The organism is Marvinbryantia formatexigens DSM 14469, assembly GCF_025148285.1.
Lineage (GTDB): Bacteria > Bacillota > Clostridia > Lachnospirales > Lachnospiraceae > Marvinbryantia > Marvinbryantia formatexigens.
In genome coordinates, this window is the sequence record NZ_CP102268.1 from 4,226,340 (window position 1) to 4,240,735 (window position 14,396).

A 14,396-nucleotide genomic window follows, 5' to 3' on the forward strand; every position below is an offset into this window, starting at 1 on the left:
GGCGTCCATTCATCCCGCATTTTCCGGCATACGGAGCCTTATCCTTATAGAGAAAAAGGGTTCAAACCATGCGATTTGAACCCCGAACATTATTCTACCGGAAGGACAGAAACCTGTTTCTTGTCGCGTCCCTTTCTCTGGAATCTTACGATGCCGTCAGCCGTTGCATACAGTGTATCATCACCGCCGCGTCCTACATTTAAGCCCGGATGAATCTTTGTTCCGCGCTGTCTGTAAAGAATGTTGCCAGCCTTTACAAACTGTCCGTCTGCTCTTTTCGCGCCTAATCTCTTGGACTCGGAATCTCTGCCGTTCTTGGTAGAGCCGACACCCTTTTTATGAGCGAAAATCTGAAGGTTCATATTTAACATGTCCTACACCTCCTTGAATGTAAGTCTGATATACTCATTACCGTATGTTTCCTGAATATCCTGCAAGCCGGAAATCATCGAATCCAGCAGAAGCGCCGTCTGCCCGGAAATGCTGCCGTTTAAGCTGCAGCGAAGAAGTCCTTCGTCTGAGGAAGCGGTGACACTGTCCCCGGTAAAGCGCTCAATCGAATTGACCGCATTTACTGTGAGCGCAGAAACCGCCGCACAGATAATATCGTAGCCTTCCTCTGCATAACCGGCATGTCCCTCGCAGGTGAAGCCTTTATAATTGCCGGATTCTTTATAAACGGTTATCTTAATCATAAAAATTAACCGTTGATCTTTTCAATCTTAACCTGCGTGTACTGCTGTCTGTGACCGTTTTTCTTGTGGTAACCGGTTTTTCTCTTGTACTTGTAAACGATTACTTTTTTTGCCTTGCCGTTCTTGACAACGCTCGCAGTAACGGTTGCACCTGCTACATCAGCGCCTACCTTCAGTCCGTCGTTGCTGACTGCAAGTACCTGGTCAAATGTAACAGTTTCGCCAGCTTCTACACCAAGCTTCTCTACGTTAATGATATCGCCCTCGGCTACTTTGTACTGTTTACCACCTGTTGCAATAATTGCGTACATATGGCACCTCCTATTATCATTACTCGCTAAATACGGTGGTTATCTGCATAACACTTAAACCTCTTTACGCGGCATACGTTAGTATCTTAGCATATGCCCCGGTATTCGTCAAGCAGTTTTATAAATTCTGTTCTATTTTTAATGAAAATCCTTCATATATCCCAACTGGTATCTCTTCATCAAAAGAATATTCTTCCATAGTGTCTCTTTCAAAGTTATATATTGTGACAAATTCTCTTTCCGGATCTGCCACCCAGTATTCTCTGACTCCTGCCGTCCGATATTTAAACAGTTTCTTATAATAATCCATTTGTCTGCTGCTGGGAGAAACAATCTCAATGATCCAATCCGGAGCACCGTTACATCCTTTATCTGTGATCTTATTTTTATCACAGATAACCGATAGATCTGGTTCTACATAATTTTTATCATTTTCATTTAAGAATACAGCAAAAGGCGCAGGAAATACTTCACATTTACCATTTTGACTTTGAATATAGTTTCCAATTTCTCTATCAAAAAAATGTACCAGTCGCTGGTGTTTTGTATTTGGCGGAGCCATATAATAAATTTTTCCATCGATCAACTCTGCACGCTCCCCTTCTGGTAATGCATAAATATCATCTATTGTATAAATTTCTTCTTTTTTTAATGCATCCATCCTTACATCTCCCTGACAGGCACTTATCCAAGTGCGAAGTTAAAGTATAAAACAAGTATACAGGATTTGAAAAAAAGTGTAAATAGAAAGTAGGGATATTCAGCTCTTTTTTACAGGATGTTTTGCGTTGACATATTCTGTAGTCTGTGATATTCTGGGTTCATCAAAAAACGTTTCCGGAAGCGTTCTCTTTGTTTCCGGAGTATCTGAGGAGATTTTTTATGAGCTGGACAAGAAGGGTTATTTGCTTATTTAAAGGGAACATCTGATTCTTTCCGGCTACCAGTCTGCCCTTTTCCGGGCAATGTCCAATATTTGAAATTATAAAAACTTATGAGTAAATCCTGCGTACAGAACAGTCAGGGAGTATTTATGTGTGCCCGGACTGCGGTTATTACGCATGGAATACTATATTTTACACAGAGGGAGATTAAGACAATGAATATAAAGAAACAGACAGGATTATTGTACCTGTATGAGGCAATTATCTGCTTTCGCATGGTGGATGTTGTCTGGGTGATTTTTCTGCTGGGGAGAGGGTATTCTCTGGCGGAGGTCGGCATTGCGGAGGGAATTTTTCATGTGACCAGCATGATTTTTGAGATTCCCAGCGGGATGGCGGCGGATTTATGCGGAAGGAAGCGGACGCTGGTGCTGTCCGGGATAATGGGAATGCTCTCGTGCATCTTTATGATGCTGGACGGTTTTCGCGGATGGATTTATGTGGGAATGATATTTTCGGCGCTGAGCCTGAATCTGGCGTCCGGAACGGAGGAGGCGCTGCTTTACGACAGTCTTCTGGAGGCGGGCTGCGCGCAGCGCTACGGACAGGTCCGCTCGCGCAGCAGCGTAATCGGACGGATTTCCAGTGCACTTTCCTGCATGGCAAGTCCGGTGGCGATAGCGGCGGGGTTCCGTTATACATACCTGGGCTCTGCACTGCTGGATCTTGGAAGTGCGCTTGCCGCGCTTGGCATGAGCGAACCACAGGTGACAGAGGAGCAGAAAAACCGCCGGGCATATACCTTAAAAGAAAACAGAAAGCGGCTGATAAAGCATGTGCAGACAACGCTTATATTTATCAGAGAGCATCCGAAAATAATGGGAAAGCTTTTCGCCAACGGAGCGCTCGGCTGTCCCTGCTTTCTGATAATGATGTATCTGCAGGAGCATCTGGTAAACTGCGGCTGGCCACAGGAATTTATCGGGATTCCGATGCTTTTGATTCCGCTGGCGGGCGCATTGGGAGCGTGGCTGGCATCAAGAAATAAAAAACCGCTTTTTAAAATGGTGATATTGCTCGGACTCTTAAGTGGCGCCGGAATCTGTCTGACCGGCAGCTCTGTGCTCTGGCTGTCTCTGACAGGCGCCTGCATCGTGCGCGTCTGCGAGGGCTTTGCGGAAATTGCGGTCAGTGAGGATGTCAACCGCCAGTTTACGAGCGACCAGCGGGCAACGCTTGTCAGTGTGGACAGTATGATTTATTCCATGCTGATGGTAGTCGCCAGCCCGGTGACCGGATTTCTGGGAAGCAGATACGGCGTGCAGGCAATCTTTGTCGTGATGGGCGTCATCCTTCTGACCGCTGTCTGCGTGCTGGGATGGCTGTACCGCAGAAAAAACAAATGCCACCGCTAAAACAGATGATGCCGCCTTGAAAGATAAAAAAATTTTTGCCGGACCACAGGAATTTGCGGTCCGGCAGGAAAAGACTTCCAGCTACAAAACCGGTTCGATGACCGCCCGGAAGTATTTATCCAGCTCCTCCGGCGTCTGCTTCATCCGTCCTTTTATCCACCAGAGCGCCATTTCCACAAAGCTGCCGGAGATATGATTGACCAGAAAATCCTGCGGGATATCCATATTATGCTTTCTGTTCTGGTTTACAAACTGCGTCTGTATCAGTTCGTTCAGGCTGTCCTTGAAATACCGCAGAAACAGTCCGCTGCTTTCGCCGGAAAGCAGACCGAGGATATTATAATCATTTTCCTGCAGATGCTGCAGTAAATGACAGAATACGGATTCCGGCACATTTCTGTCCGAATACAGACCGTGTGTATGGCTGCAGTCCATTGCGCTGCTGATGATATGTCCGAAAAGCTCCTCGCAAAGGGCCTTCAGCAGGTCGTCCTTCGTCTCAAAATGTGCGTAAAATGTCGTCCGCCCCACGTTAGCGGCGTCAATGATTTCCTGCACAGTAATTTTCCCGTAGCTTTTTTCTGCCAGAAGGGCGCTGAATGCCGAAAAAATAGCCGCCCTTGTCTTCTGCTGTCTTCTGTCCATAAAAATCCTTTCTGCAAAATTCCGTATAAATGTTTCTGTTTGAATTTTTCTGTACAAGCCTTTTTATATCAGGTCTTTCCGTACAGATTTTCCAAAATGTTCCGTATGAAACATCCAAAAAAGATTATCCGTTGTATCCGGCTCTTTTCTTTTCTAAAATAAAAGAGAACAAAATGTTTGTTATCAGATTTATTGTACGGTAACTACAGACTGCTGTCAAGAGACGGACTGCGGAAAGACCTGCAGCACACCAGGCGCACATCCACGCGCGATAAACACACCGGTCCGCAGCAGAGGAAAGGAAGGATATCAAATGATAAAAAAGATAAATGATTTTCTGGCGGGACTGCCTATGACGATTATCGCCGGCATATTTTTGCTGATGGACCTGGTTCCGCATCTGGCAAACCCCTCCGGCGGAGGGAACGCGCATCCGTCCTTTCTGCCGTTTGACCCTGCCTGGGTAACGGTTGTCATCTGCGGTATCCCGCTTTTGTATCTCGCCGTATGGCGGATCATTCACAATCCCGGCATCCGCAAAATATCTTCCGCTCTTCTGATTTGTATCGCCATGTTTGCCGCTATCGCCATCGGGGATCTGTTCGCGGCGGGTGAGGTCGTATTCATCATGGCGGTCGGCGCGCTCCTGGAGGAGGCGACCACCAGACGGGCAAAAAAAGGACTGAAAAATCTGCTTAGTCTCGCTCCGGCAAAGGGACGCAGGCTGAAGGACGGAAAGGAAGAAATGATACCGGCAGAGAAAATACAGCCGGGAGATATCCTGCGCATCCTGCCCGGCGAGACAGTCCCGGCCGACGGAATCATCCTGCGCGGCGAAACGTCGGTCGACCAGTCCGTTATGACGGGGGAATCCCTGCCGGTCGACAAGAGCGCCGGCGAAGAAGTCTTCTGCGGCACCATCAACTGCTTTGGCTCCGTTGATATTTCAGTGACAAAAGCAGGCGAAGACAGCTCTCTGCAGAAGCTGATACGCATGGTGCAGGATGCGGAGAACAAACAGGCGCCCACGCAGCGGCTTGCCGATAAAGCCGCCAGCTATCTGGTGCCTGTCGCCCTGCTTATCGCGGTTCTGTCCTATGTGTTCACCGGAAATATCATTACCGCGGTAACGGTTCTGGTCGTATTCTGTCCCTGCGCCCTTGTGCTGGCGACGCCGACCGCTGTCATGGCGGCAATCGGACAGGCGACCCGGCACGGCGTTATCATCAAATCCGGCGAGGCTCTGGAAAAAATGGGAAAGGTGGATACCATCGCCTTCGATAAGACCGGAACCCTGACGTATGGGCGTCTTAACGTCAGCGATATCCTGTCCTTCGATGAGAAAGTCGGCGAAGCAGAGCTGCTCTTTCTTGCCGCTTCCGCCGAATCCAGAAGCGAGCATCCGCTGGGAAAGGCGATTGTGACCTGTGCCAGAGAGAAAAACGTGCCGCTGACAGAACCGTCCGATTTCCGGATGACTACCGGCAGGGGCATTTTTGCCCGGATTCATGACCGCAGACTGCTTTGCGGCAATGAAAAATTTCTTGCGAAAAACGGCGTTCCAGTGGATGATGGCATACAGCCCGCACTGCAGCGGCTGCGTGCCCAGGGAAAAGCCTCTGTTCTTGTGGCGGAAAATCAGAAATGTATCGGCGTTATCGGGCTTTCCGACGTGCTGCGCCCGGAGGCAGAGGACATGGTTTACTGTCTGTCGGCTATGCACATCCGCAGCGTGCTGCTGACCGGCGACAGTAAACAGGCCGCCGGATATTTTGCAGAACAGACCGGCATTACCAGTGTCTGCCCGGAGCTTCTGCCGGAAGAAAAGGTGCAGAATATTGAAAACTTGCAGAGTACCGGTTATACGGTCTGCATGATCGGGGACGGCGTCAACGATGCGCCGGCGCTGAAAGCGGCGGATGTAAGCGTGGCGATGGGAAGTATGGGAAGTGATATTGCGGTGGAAGCGGCGGATATCGCTCTTATGAGCGATAATCTCGCCAGAATTCCTTATCTGAAACGGCTGTCCGACGTGACTGTCCGGACGATTAAATTCTGCATCACGCTGTCCATGTGCATCAACTTTGCCGCGATTATCCTGTCGCTTATGCAGGTGCTGACGCCGACTACCGGGGCTCTTGTGCACAATGCGGGTTCCTGCCTTGTGGTACTGATTGCCGCATTTTCTCCGCAAGCGGCTTCTGCACGCGTTTCCTCGTAACCTCGGCAAGACCGAGCGGCGTGATATCGACGGCATACGCCTTTACCGGGTCCTTCTGCAGCTCCGCATCCAGTGCGGCGAGCAGACGCTGCTCCTCCTCTTTGCTGTCCATATTGATAAAATCAATCAGAATGATGCCGGAGAGGTTGCGCAGCCGTATCTGGCGCGCCGCCTCGCGCGCCGCCTCCAGATTTATCTTCCGGAAGGTCTCGGAGGCTTTTTTTCCGCGCTCGCATTTCCCGGTGTTCACATCGATTGCCGTCAGCGCCTCCGTTGGCTGGATGACAAGATAAGCGCCGGATTTCAGCCAGACGCGCTCGCGAAGGGCTTCCTCAAACGCCCCTTCCAGAGAATACAGCTTATAAAGCGGCAGCAGGCGGTCCTCATAAAAGGACAGCTTCTCGGCATCCGCCGGAAGGTTTTCCGCAAGATATGCCTGCAGCCGGTCGTAAAGCCCCTGGTCGTCGGTCAGAATCTCCTCACATTCCGTCTGGCGGATATCCTTCAGATGCGCCAGCCAGGCGGCAGGACTGCGGTAAAGGCAGCTTTTGCAGGTACGATACCTCGCCGTCCGGCAGATATCTTCAAAACGCTTTGCCAGCGTTTCTGCCTCCCGGAGGATTTCCTCCTCTTCTGCTTCTGCTGCATTTGTGCGCAGAATCCAGCCAAAATTCCCCTCCGGAAGTCTCCCGGCAATCTGCTGCAGCCGTTCCCGCTCTGCCTTTGCAAGCTTCGCGGAAATGCCCGTCTGCGTTTTTCCGGAGGTCAGCACCAGATATTTTCCCGGAAAGGAAATATTCGCCGTTACCGTCGGCGCTTTCGTTTTCACGCCCTCGCGCGCAATCTGTACCAGCAGCTCATCCCCCGCCACCAGACGCGGGGAATTTGTTTTATTTGTAAAATAAGGCTCCGCCTTTTCAGAAAGCGGCAGATAGCAGGAAATCCCGTCTTCTATCTCCACAAACGCCGCCTGGATATTTTTGACGACATTTTTCACCTTGCCAATATATATGTTGCCGGGAAGCGGCGTCTCTGTCTCCCTGTCAAAGGAGAGCTCCGCTGCCCTGCCGTCCAGGTACAGCGCAGTGGCTATCCCGTCCCATAATCTCGTGATAATCAGCTTATTCTTCAATGTCTTCTCCCAGATTCTCCAGAGGAACAAAGGTATGTTCCTCTTCCCCGGTATCGGCGTACAGCTCGTCGCGGTTCACCAGCAGCGCAAACTCCGGCATCTCCCATCCGATAAATCCGGCAAACGCCTGCAGCACCAGCTCCGGTTTTAAGTTTGCCGCGCTCCCCGCCGCAAGCTGCATACAGATTTTCCCGTCCCGGCATTCGCCGCGGTAAATCATCGGGCGGATATCCTCTTCCTTCTCACGTTTCTTCGTTTTTTTGCAGACGATAATCTGCTCCTGGGCAAGGAACGCCTCCCAGGACGCCTGCCATCCCTGCGGCGGCTCGCAGCCCTCGCGGAAAGCTACTGTAAAATCCGCCGCCGCCACGAGAGACATCGCCTTAGAAGCCTTTCCCTCCTCTATCCGGCGGAAGCTCGTCACGTGAACGCCCTCCACCATCACAGCATTTAAGCGCCGCAGTGCTTCCTGCGAGGAAACGGGCGTTTTAATTTCAATATCCACATACTCGCTGTCGCTGGTCATCCCCACGCCGAGCGGCAATGCAAAGGACATCACCATGTGCGGGCTGAAGCCTTCGGTAAAGGCGATATCGATTTCCGCCCGGCGCAGAACCTTCTGGAAGAAGCGCATCATATCAAGATGCCCGATGAATTTCATCGCGCCGTGTTTGGAAAATTTAATTCTTATCTTCAAAACAGACACCTCCTCCATAACATGCTGCTCCGCATCCGGCACATTTGCTGCGGCAGTTTTCCGTCACCTTTTCCTCGTGCGCGCGCTGCCACTCGCGCTTTAAAAACGCCTTGCTCACGCCGATATTGATGAAATCCCACGGCAGAATCTCTTCCGTATCGCGCTCGCGCACCGTATAAAAGGCCGGATCGACGCCGGTATGCTCATATGCCTGCTCCCAGTATTCCCTGTGAAAGGTCTCCGTCCAGGCGTCGTAGAGCGCGCCGTTTTTGTAGGCGTCCAGGATAACCGCACCCACCCGGCGGTCGCCGCGCGCCAGGAGACCTTCCAGCACCGTAACGTCCGCCTCGTGCCAGTTGTAGCGGATACTTCTGTAATTTTTCTGTTCCTTCATCTCGTGATTGACAGTGCGGGCGCTGCCAAGGAAAGCGTCCCTGGTGTACATCGGCGCCCACTGGAACGGCGTAAACGGCTTTGGCACGAAAAAGGACGTGCTGACCGTAATCTGGCATTTTCCGTTGCGCTTTTCCTTCGGAACCTCGTAGTAGCGCTCGGCAATCTTCTCAGCCAGATGGGCGATTGCCTTGCGGTCCTCCTCCGTCTCGGTCGGCAGTCCGAGCATGAAATACAGCTTGACCTTGTTCCAGCCGCCCTCGAACGCCTGTCCGGCGCCGTTCAGGATGACCTCCTCCGTCAGCCCCTTGTTGATAACGTCGCGCAGACGCTGGGAGCCTGCCTCCGGCGCAAAGGTGAGACTGCTCTTGCGCACGTCCTGCACCTTGCTCATAACGTCGAGCGAAAAGGCGTCGATGCGCAGAGAAGGCAGAGAAATATTGATGCCGCGCTGACGGCACTCGTCGATCAGATAGGTGACAAGCTCCTCCAGCTGGGAATAATCGCTGGAGCTTAAGGAACTTAATGAGATCTCCTCATGACCGGTATTTTTCAGCATCGCCTCCGCTGTTTTTTTGAGCATTTCCACGTCGCGCTCTCTGGTCGGCCGGTAGAGCATTCCCGCCTGGCAGAAACGGCAGCCGCGGATACAGCCGCGCTGGATCTCCAGCACCACGCGGTCCTGCGTCGCCTTGATAAAGGGAACCACCGGCGCCTGCGGATACACCGATTCTGAAAGATCCATGACAATCTGCTTTTCCACCGTCTCCGGCACACCCGGTGTGTTCGGCGCAAACGAAGCAATGGTTCCGTCCTCCTTATAGGTGACATCGTAGAGGGACGGCACGTAAATACCCGGCAGCGAAGCCGCGGCAACCAGAAATTCCCGGCGGCTCTTTCCGGCGGCGCGGTATTCCTTATAAAGATTAATCAGCTCGTCGTACACTGTCTCTCCCTCGCCGATATAGAACATATCAAAAAAGTCCGCCAGCGGCTCCGGATTGTAGGTGCAGGGTCCGCCGCCGATTACAACCGGGCAGTCCTCCCCGCGCTCCGCCGCCAGCAGCGGAATCTGGCTCAGCTCCAGAACCTGCAGGATATTGGTATAACACATCTCATACTGGATGGTAATACCGAGGAAATCAAACTCCTTTACCGAATCCTGCGATTCCAGCGCGAACAGCGGGATATGCTGTTTCCGCATAATTTCATCAAGGTCCGTCCACGGGGAATATACGCGCTCGCACCAGACATCCTCCCGGCGGTTGAACATGTCGTAGAGAATCTGGATGCCAAGGTGTGACATCCCGATCTCGTAGACGTCGGGAAAGCACATACAGAAACGGACATCCACCTTTTCCCTGTCCTTCATCACCGCGTTTACCTCGTTGCCGATATAGCGCGCCGGTTTCTCAATTTTCAGTAATATTTCATCACGCAAAGCTAGTTTCCGCATAAAGCTCCTTTCATTCATTACGTTCTGTTTATGACATGAGACACAGGAACCTGATGTTGTAAAGAGCAGCACAACAGGTTCCTGTATCGCACATCAACTCATCATATTGTAAGCTTTTAGGGGAAGGAATTCAAGCAAATCTTTTTCCGGAATAAAAAATATCCCCCAGAGCGGCTGCTCTGAAGGACAACGTCATTATTTTAATCCCTTACATAACGGAATCAGGCACAGTAAAATCACAATACCCACAAGCCCGATAATAACTCCCGGAATCATGTTGTTCCACACCATGCAGAAGCACATTCCAACACCTAAAGCAAGCGCTCCCACTATGCCGATTACTGCTGTCAGCACCGCTTTTCCTGTGATTTTGATCGGCGCCATATGCTCCATTTTTCTCCAGACAAAAACGGTGATCAGCGCAAAAACCAGCCCGACGCATCCTACAACAATCCCCGGTTTAAAGGCGTTCCATTCTTCAATCAGTGCCATGCACATTCCCAGTGCGAAGAAAATAACGCTGATCGTTCCCAAAATCGTTGCTACAAAACTGCTTTTTTTCATTACTCAAATCCTCCTGTTTGATATTGATTATTTTTTATGTAAGGATTATATGATTGTTTTATTTATACTGTGTTTGAGAATTGTTTGAATTATATTAATTGTTAAAAAAAGAGCCGTTCCAAATGAACAGCTCCCGCACAATTTCTTTATAAAAGGGCGTGACCCTTTTCACAGATCTGGTAGATCTCCTCCAGTTTTTCTTCAATCATCGGCTCATATTTCTCTTTTTTCTTTTCCACCAGCCGCCGGTACAGAAAATAGGGAAGAATCCATCCGATAAATGCCGGTATGGCAAGAAGGACACACAGCCAGATAATCGGCGGTGTATGGACGACCGCAAAGGTGGAACCCGCCATGAACGCCGTACCGATGATTCCTGTTACCAGCGCCCATACTGTAGGCATCCGGGTTTTCGCCTCTTCCATCACTTCGATTTCATGAGTACAGGCTTCAAAATTTCTCTGCAGCCTCGTCAGTTCCATCTTATTTACAATCTTACGGTTCCGCTTCATGCGGAGCGTGACGTTGTGAGAGACGGGGCGGATGTTTTCCGAAGGCTGCACTGTTTCCTCCATCTCCCATCCAAAGTTCTCATAGCAGTCTGCATACATGGATGCCTGCTCTCTGGGAACCGTAACCTCTTTATATTCATAACCGATATATTCTTTCTTTTCCCGCATTATCTTTCCTCCGTTTCCATTCTGCTGTCCGCAGGAATCAGCGGAAGGGTTACCGTAAATACCGACCCTTTCCCCGCGGTGCTTTCCACAGTAATGCTTCCGTCCGACAACTGCAGGATTCGTTTTACCAGTGCAAGCCCCAGACCATTCCCCTGTGTGGAATGGGAAGCATCTCCCTGATAAAACTTGTCAAACACATGCTTTACCGTCTCTTCATCCATGCCGCATCCGGTATCTGCCACGGAAACCGTGACATTCTCCCCATCAGAAACCTGTGAAAGCGTGATTGTTCCTCCAGATGGCGTAAACTTTACCGCATTCGATAAAAGATTCGTCCATACCAGTTCCAGCAGCCCTTCGTCCGCCATGATCGTTACCCGTTCTTCCAGCTCCGCCTCAAATTCAATGTTTTTTTCCTCCCATTGATTCTCAAACTGCAGCGCACAGTCACTGAGCTGCCTGCACAGATCATAGCTTTGGGATACCGGCTGGATGACCTGCTTTTCCAGCTTATTCAGCTTCAGCATATTCGTGATCAGATTTCCAAGCCGCTCAGAAGAGCGCAGAATGTTCCGGGTACATTCCCTCCGGGTTTCTTTTGGCAGCTCTTCTTTTTCCAGAAGCTGTGCATTGGTGTAGATCACAGAGAGCGGCGTCTTGAATTCATGGGACACATCGGAAAAAAAGTCTGTTTTCATCGTCTCCATGCTTCCCAATTCTTCTACCATCTTATTGAAATCCATAATCATGACGTCCAGGTAATCCCATTTGTCCGGCGTGTTCATGGTCGGTACGTAGACGGAAAAATCTCCGTTGGCCACAAGACTGGTAGCTTTCGCCAGTGTCTGCATCGGGACTTCGTAAGCCTTTTCCATCCGGTAACGGGTATAGCGTGTCACGCCGCCTGCCACCAGCGCCCAGTAAACTAATGGTATGAGTATCTGCAGCCACCAGCTGAAATTTTCTTCCTCTCCCAGAACAACCAGCCCCATATGCACCCCGGACATCAGAAGCAGTATCACAAAAAGCACTGCAAAAAGAGATACCGGGAAACGGGACTGACGGACTTTTTCCACGCTTTTTCTTCTATCCCCTGTCCCTGTCATTTCAGCACCGCCTTATATCCCAGTCCACGGACTGTTTTAATCTCAAACCCGTTGCAGCCGGAGAATTTGTCCCGGAGCTTTGTAATATACACGTCCACCGCCCGCAGGCTGGTATCGCTGTCCACGCCCCAGAACTCATCCATAAGCTGCGCCCTTGAAAATGTTTTGTTTGGGTAAGAAAGCAGTTTATAAAGAATGTTAAATTCCCTGGTCGTCACGGGAATTTCTTCCCCGCCCGCAGCTGCCGTCATCGCGTCTCCGTCCAGCTCCAGATTTCCCACCTCCAGCTTCCGCCTTGTTTCAATATTCGCCCTGCGAAGAAGCGCCCGTACACGCAGGAGAAGCTCATCCAGCTCCAATGGCTTTACCATGTAATCATCGATTCCAATCTGGAACCCTTTCTGTTTGGAAGGCAGGTCGTCCTTCGCAGACATAAACAGGATCGGAATATGGCGGTTTACCCTCCGGACCGTCTCCGCAAATTCAAACCCGTCAATTTCCGGCATCATAATATCAGAAATAATCAGGTCATACAGATTATTATACATTTCGTCATAAGCTTCTCTTGCCCGCAGACATCCTTTTACCTGAAAACCGCTGTCGCTTAAGTATGTACATACCGTCTGGTTTAATTTTACGTCATCTTCCACTACAAGAATCTTTACCACGTTCTCTTACCTCCCGTTTTTTATTCCAGTTTTTATATCGCCTATCTGTACCGTTGTCCGGATGAGCATCCCAGCCTGTGGCACAGAAAGGTCTGCAAATACCTATATCAAAAGCAAAAAGGATGGAACTGCAATCAGCAGGGTAGGGATTGGCGGCAAAAAACACAGTTTTTTGATGGATCTAAAAATCTTCTGTAAATCCATTTTACACCTCACATAAAAGAAAATCTACCGATTCTTTGCCGCTACTATACCCTGCCTTTGTTCATGTTTTGTTTGAGAAATGTTTCAGAATTATTAATTTTTAGATTTTAGCGGCATCCAGAAATTGATGCGACTGCGGGAACAACCGCAACTGCTTTTTTATAAGCCGCTCCCCCTTTCTTTAGCCTCTGTAATCCATCTGTAAGCACTTCTTTCGGGCAGGCGACATTCAACCTCAAAAAGTTTGCTCCGCTTTTCCCGTATTGCCTACCTTCCGATACATAAAGCCCTGTGGTGTCCCGCAGATACCTTGCAAACTCTGTGGCATCTCCGGAAAGTTCCCTGCAATCCAGCCACATAAGGTATGTTGCTTCTGACGCGACCGGCTTTATTTCCCCGATTTGTTCTTCTAGGAAGGCTTTCGCATACTGTTTATTTTCTTCCAGATATTCTCTCAGCGCATCCAGCCACGGGGCGCCTTTTGTAAATGCCGCCACCGCCGCCTGCACCGCAAACGCATTTGGCTCTGCCACCTCGTCTGTATTGACTGCACGGTACATTTTATTTCGCAATCCCTCATTTGGGACAAAAACTGCCGCCGTCTGAAGCCCTGCCAGGTTAAATGCTTTTGTGGGCGCGATACAGGTAATACTGATTTCCCGGCAGTCCTCTGAAGCTGATGCAAACGGAACATATTCCTTTCCCGGCGCAGTCAGGTCACAGTGGATTTCATCAGAAAGAACGATTACATGATGCTTCCTGCACAGTCCGCCGATTCTTGCAAGGGTTTCTCTGCTCCAGATTTTTCCCACCGGATTATGCGGATTGCAGAGAATCATCATGGTGGTCTGCGGGTCTGCCAGATCCTTTTCCAGCCTTTCAAAATCAATCTCATATGCCCCGTCTTTATACCTCAGAGGGCTTTCCAGTACGGTTCTTCCATTATTGACAATCGAATTGAAAAAGATATTGTAAACCGGCGTCTGCACAAGAATCTTTTCGCCCGGCGTTGTCAGCTTTCTCACTGCGCTTGAAATAGCAGGCACCACGCCGGTCACAAACATCAGCCACTCTTTCCTGATTTGAAAATGATGGCGCTTACTCCACCAGTCCTGGTATGCCTGATACCACTCATCCGGTATGACAGAATATCCGAAAACGCCATGCTCTGCCCGCTCTGTAATCGCTTTTCTGATTTCCGGGGCAGTCTGAAAATCCATGTCCGCCACCCACATGGGAAGCTCTCCATCCTTCACATCCCATTTCATGGAATTGCTGTTTTTTCTGTCGATTATTTCATCAAAGTCATACTTCATTTCTGAACA

15 protein-coding genes are annotated in these 14,396 nt (G+C 50.0%); 2 read left to right on the top strand and 13 right to left on the bottom strand.

The features are described 5' to 3' along the window. Positions 1-89: 89 nt before the first annotated feature. The 4 genes from rpmA to NQ534_RS19815 all read right to left on the bottom strand — a co-directional run bounded on the left by rpmA (position 90) and on the right by NQ534_RS19815 (position 1,667). Positions 90-371, bottom strand: a complete 282-nt coding sequence (rpmA, locus tag NQ534_RS19800) for a 50S ribosomal protein L27 (RefSeq protein WP_006864336.1) — start codon at positions 369-371, stop codon at positions 90-92. 3 nt (positions 372-374) lie between these two features. Then, positions 375-695, bottom strand: coding sequence for a ribosomal-processing cysteine protease Prp (locus tag NQ534_RS19805; RefSeq protein WP_006864337.1), 321 nt, complete (start codon positions 693-695; stop codon positions 375-377). A gap of 5 nt (positions 696-700) precedes the next feature. Next, positions 701-1,006, bottom strand: coding sequence for a 50S ribosomal protein L21 (gene rplU, locus NQ534_RS19810; protein ID WP_006864338.1), 306 nt, complete (start codon positions 1,004-1,006; stop codon positions 701-703). A 118-nt stretch (positions 1,007-1,124) separates the two neighbouring features. Further along, positions 1,125-1,667 carry a Uma2 family endonuclease gene (locus NQ534_RS19815; protein ID WP_006864339.1) on the bottom strand — a complete coding sequence of 181 codons (543 nt, stop codon included), beginning with the start codon at positions 1,665-1,667 and terminating at the stop codon, positions 1,125-1,127. Positions 1,668-2,105: 438 nt separating this feature from the next. On the opposite strand from NQ534_RS19815, the gene NQ534_RS19820 reads away from it, so the two are divergent. Continuing rightward, entirely contained in the window at positions 2,106-3,305 is a 1,200-nt protein-coding gene (locus NQ534_RS19820; RefSeq protein WP_040785367.1) for an MFS transporter, read from the top strand. Positions 3,306-3,386: 81 nt separating this feature from the next. Here NQ534_RS19820 and NQ534_RS19825 read toward each other — a convergent pair whose 3' ends face one another. Then, positions 3,387-3,950 carry a TetR/AcrR family transcriptional regulator gene (locus NQ534_RS19825; RefSeq protein ID WP_006864342.1) on the bottom strand — a complete coding sequence of 188 codons (564 nt, stop codon included), beginning with the start codon at positions 3,948-3,950 and terminating at the stop codon, positions 3,387-3,389. Between the two features lie 313 nt (positions 3,951-4,263). Here NQ534_RS19825 and NQ534_RS19830 point away from each other — a divergent pair, with 313 nt between their 5' ends. Further along, positions 4,264-6,171, top strand: a complete 1,908-nt coding sequence (locus NQ534_RS19830; RefSeq protein ID WP_006864344.1) for a heavy metal translocating P-type ATPase — start codon at positions 4,264-4,266, stop codon at positions 6,169-6,171. Here NQ534_RS19830 and NQ534_RS19835 read toward each other — a convergent pair. From NQ534_RS19835 to NQ534_RS19870, 8 genes are all read right to left on the bottom strand, one after another. Further along, positions 6,077-7,303, bottom strand: a complete 1,227-nt coding sequence (locus NQ534_RS19835; RefSeq protein ID WP_006864345.1) for a ribonuclease E/G — start codon at positions 7,301-7,303, stop codon at positions 6,077-6,079. The two genes, NQ534_RS19830 and NQ534_RS19835, sit on opposite strands and share 95 nt — an antisense overlap. Beyond that, positions 7,293-8,000, bottom strand: coding sequence for a TIGR03936 family radical SAM-associated protein (locus NQ534_RS19840; protein ID WP_040785371.1), 708 nt, complete (start codon positions 7,998-8,000; stop codon positions 7,293-7,295). The genes NQ534_RS19835 and NQ534_RS19840 overlap by 11 nt, the downstream gene beginning before the upstream one ends. Further along, positions 7,984-9,849: a TIGR03960 family B12-binding radical SAM protein gene (locus NQ534_RS19845; protein ID WP_040785382.1), complete on the bottom strand. Its 1,866-nt coding sequence runs from the start codon at positions 9,847-9,849 to the stop codon at positions 7,984-7,986. Before NQ534_RS19845 ends, NQ534_RS19840 begins: the two co-directional genes overlap by 17 nt. Positions 9,850-10,044: 195 nt before the next feature. Next, the gene (locus tag NQ534_RS19850) at positions 10,045-10,413 is read right to left on the bottom strand and encodes a hypothetical protein (RefSeq protein WP_006864348.1); all 369 of its coding nucleotides are present in this window, start codon (positions 10,411-10,413) and stop codon (positions 10,045-10,047) included. 146 nt (positions 10,414-10,559) lie between these two features. Continuing rightward, positions 10,560-11,093 (bottom strand): hypothetical protein, encoded by a 534-nt coding sequence (locus tag NQ534_RS19855; RefSeq protein ID WP_006864349.1) that lies wholly within the window; start codon positions 11,091-11,093, stop codon positions 10,560-10,562. Next, positions 11,093-12,199 carry a sensor histidine kinase gene (locus NQ534_RS19860; RefSeq protein WP_006864350.1) on the bottom strand — a complete coding sequence of 369 codons (1,107 nt, stop codon included), beginning with the start codon at positions 12,197-12,199 and terminating at the stop codon, positions 11,093-11,095. The genes NQ534_RS19855 and NQ534_RS19860 overlap by 1 nt, the downstream gene beginning before the upstream one ends. Next, positions 12,196-12,867 (bottom strand): response regulator transcription factor, encoded by a 672-nt coding sequence (locus tag NQ534_RS19865; protein WP_006864351.1) that lies wholly within the window; start codon positions 12,865-12,867, stop codon positions 12,196-12,198. Before NQ534_RS19865 ends, NQ534_RS19860 begins: the two co-directional genes overlap by 4 nt. 311 nt (positions 12,868-13,178) lie before the next feature. Further along, on the bottom strand, positions 13,179-14,387 hold the full coding sequence (locus NQ534_RS19870) for a MalY/PatB family protein (RefSeq protein WP_006864353.1): 1,209 nt from the start codon (positions 14,385-14,387) through the stop codon (positions 13,179-13,181). Positions 14,388-14,396: the final 9 nt, after the last annotated feature.

Excerpts from the sequence above, each read along its gene's own strand:
- NQ534_RS19860 (WP_006864350.1), bottom strand. The coding sequence starts at position 12,199 with ATGACAGGGACAGGGGATAGAAGAAAAAGCGTGGAAAAAGTCCGTCAG.
- NQ534_RS19805 (WP_006864337.1), bottom strand. The coding sequence starts at position 695 with ATGATTAAGATAACCGTTTATAAAGAATCCGGCAATTATAAAGGCTTC.
- rplU (WP_006864338.1), bottom strand. The coding sequence starts at position 1,006 with ATGTACGCAATTATTGCAACAGGTGGTAAACAGTACAAAGTAGCCGAG.
- NQ534_RS19830 (WP_006864344.1), top strand. The coding sequence starts at position 4,264 with ATGATAAAAAAGATAAATGATTTTCTGGCGGGACTGCCTATGACGATT.
- rpmA (WP_006864336.1), bottom strand. The coding sequence starts at position 371 with ATGTTAAATATGAACCTTCAGATTTTCGCTCATAAAAAGGGTGTCGGC.
- NQ534_RS19820 (WP_040785367.1), top strand. The coding sequence starts at position 2,106 with ATGAATATAAAGAAACAGACAGGATTATTGTACCTGTATGAGGCAATT.
- NQ534_RS19855 (WP_006864349.1), bottom strand. The coding sequence starts at position 11,093 with ATGCGGGAAAAGAAAGAATATATCGGTTATGAATATAAAGAGGTTACG.
- NQ534_RS19850 (WP_006864348.1), bottom strand. The coding sequence starts at position 10,413 with ATGAAAAAAAGCAGTTTTGTAGCAACGATTTTGGGAACGATCAGCGTT.
- NQ534_RS19825 (WP_006864342.1), bottom strand. The coding sequence starts at position 3,950 with ATGGACAGAAGACAGCAGAAGACAAGGGCGGCTATTTTTTCGGCATTC.
- NQ534_RS19870 (WP_006864353.1), bottom strand. The coding sequence starts at position 14,387 with ATGAAGTATGACTTTGATGAAATAATCGACAGAAAAAACAGCAATTCC.
- NQ534_RS19815 (WP_006864339.1), bottom strand. The coding sequence starts at position 1,667 with ATGGATGCATTAAAAAAAGAAGAAATTTATACAATAGATGATATTTAT.
- NQ534_RS19845 (WP_040785382.1), bottom strand. The coding sequence starts at position 9,849 with ATGCGGAAACTAGCTTTGCGTGATGAAATATTACTGAAAATTGAGAAA.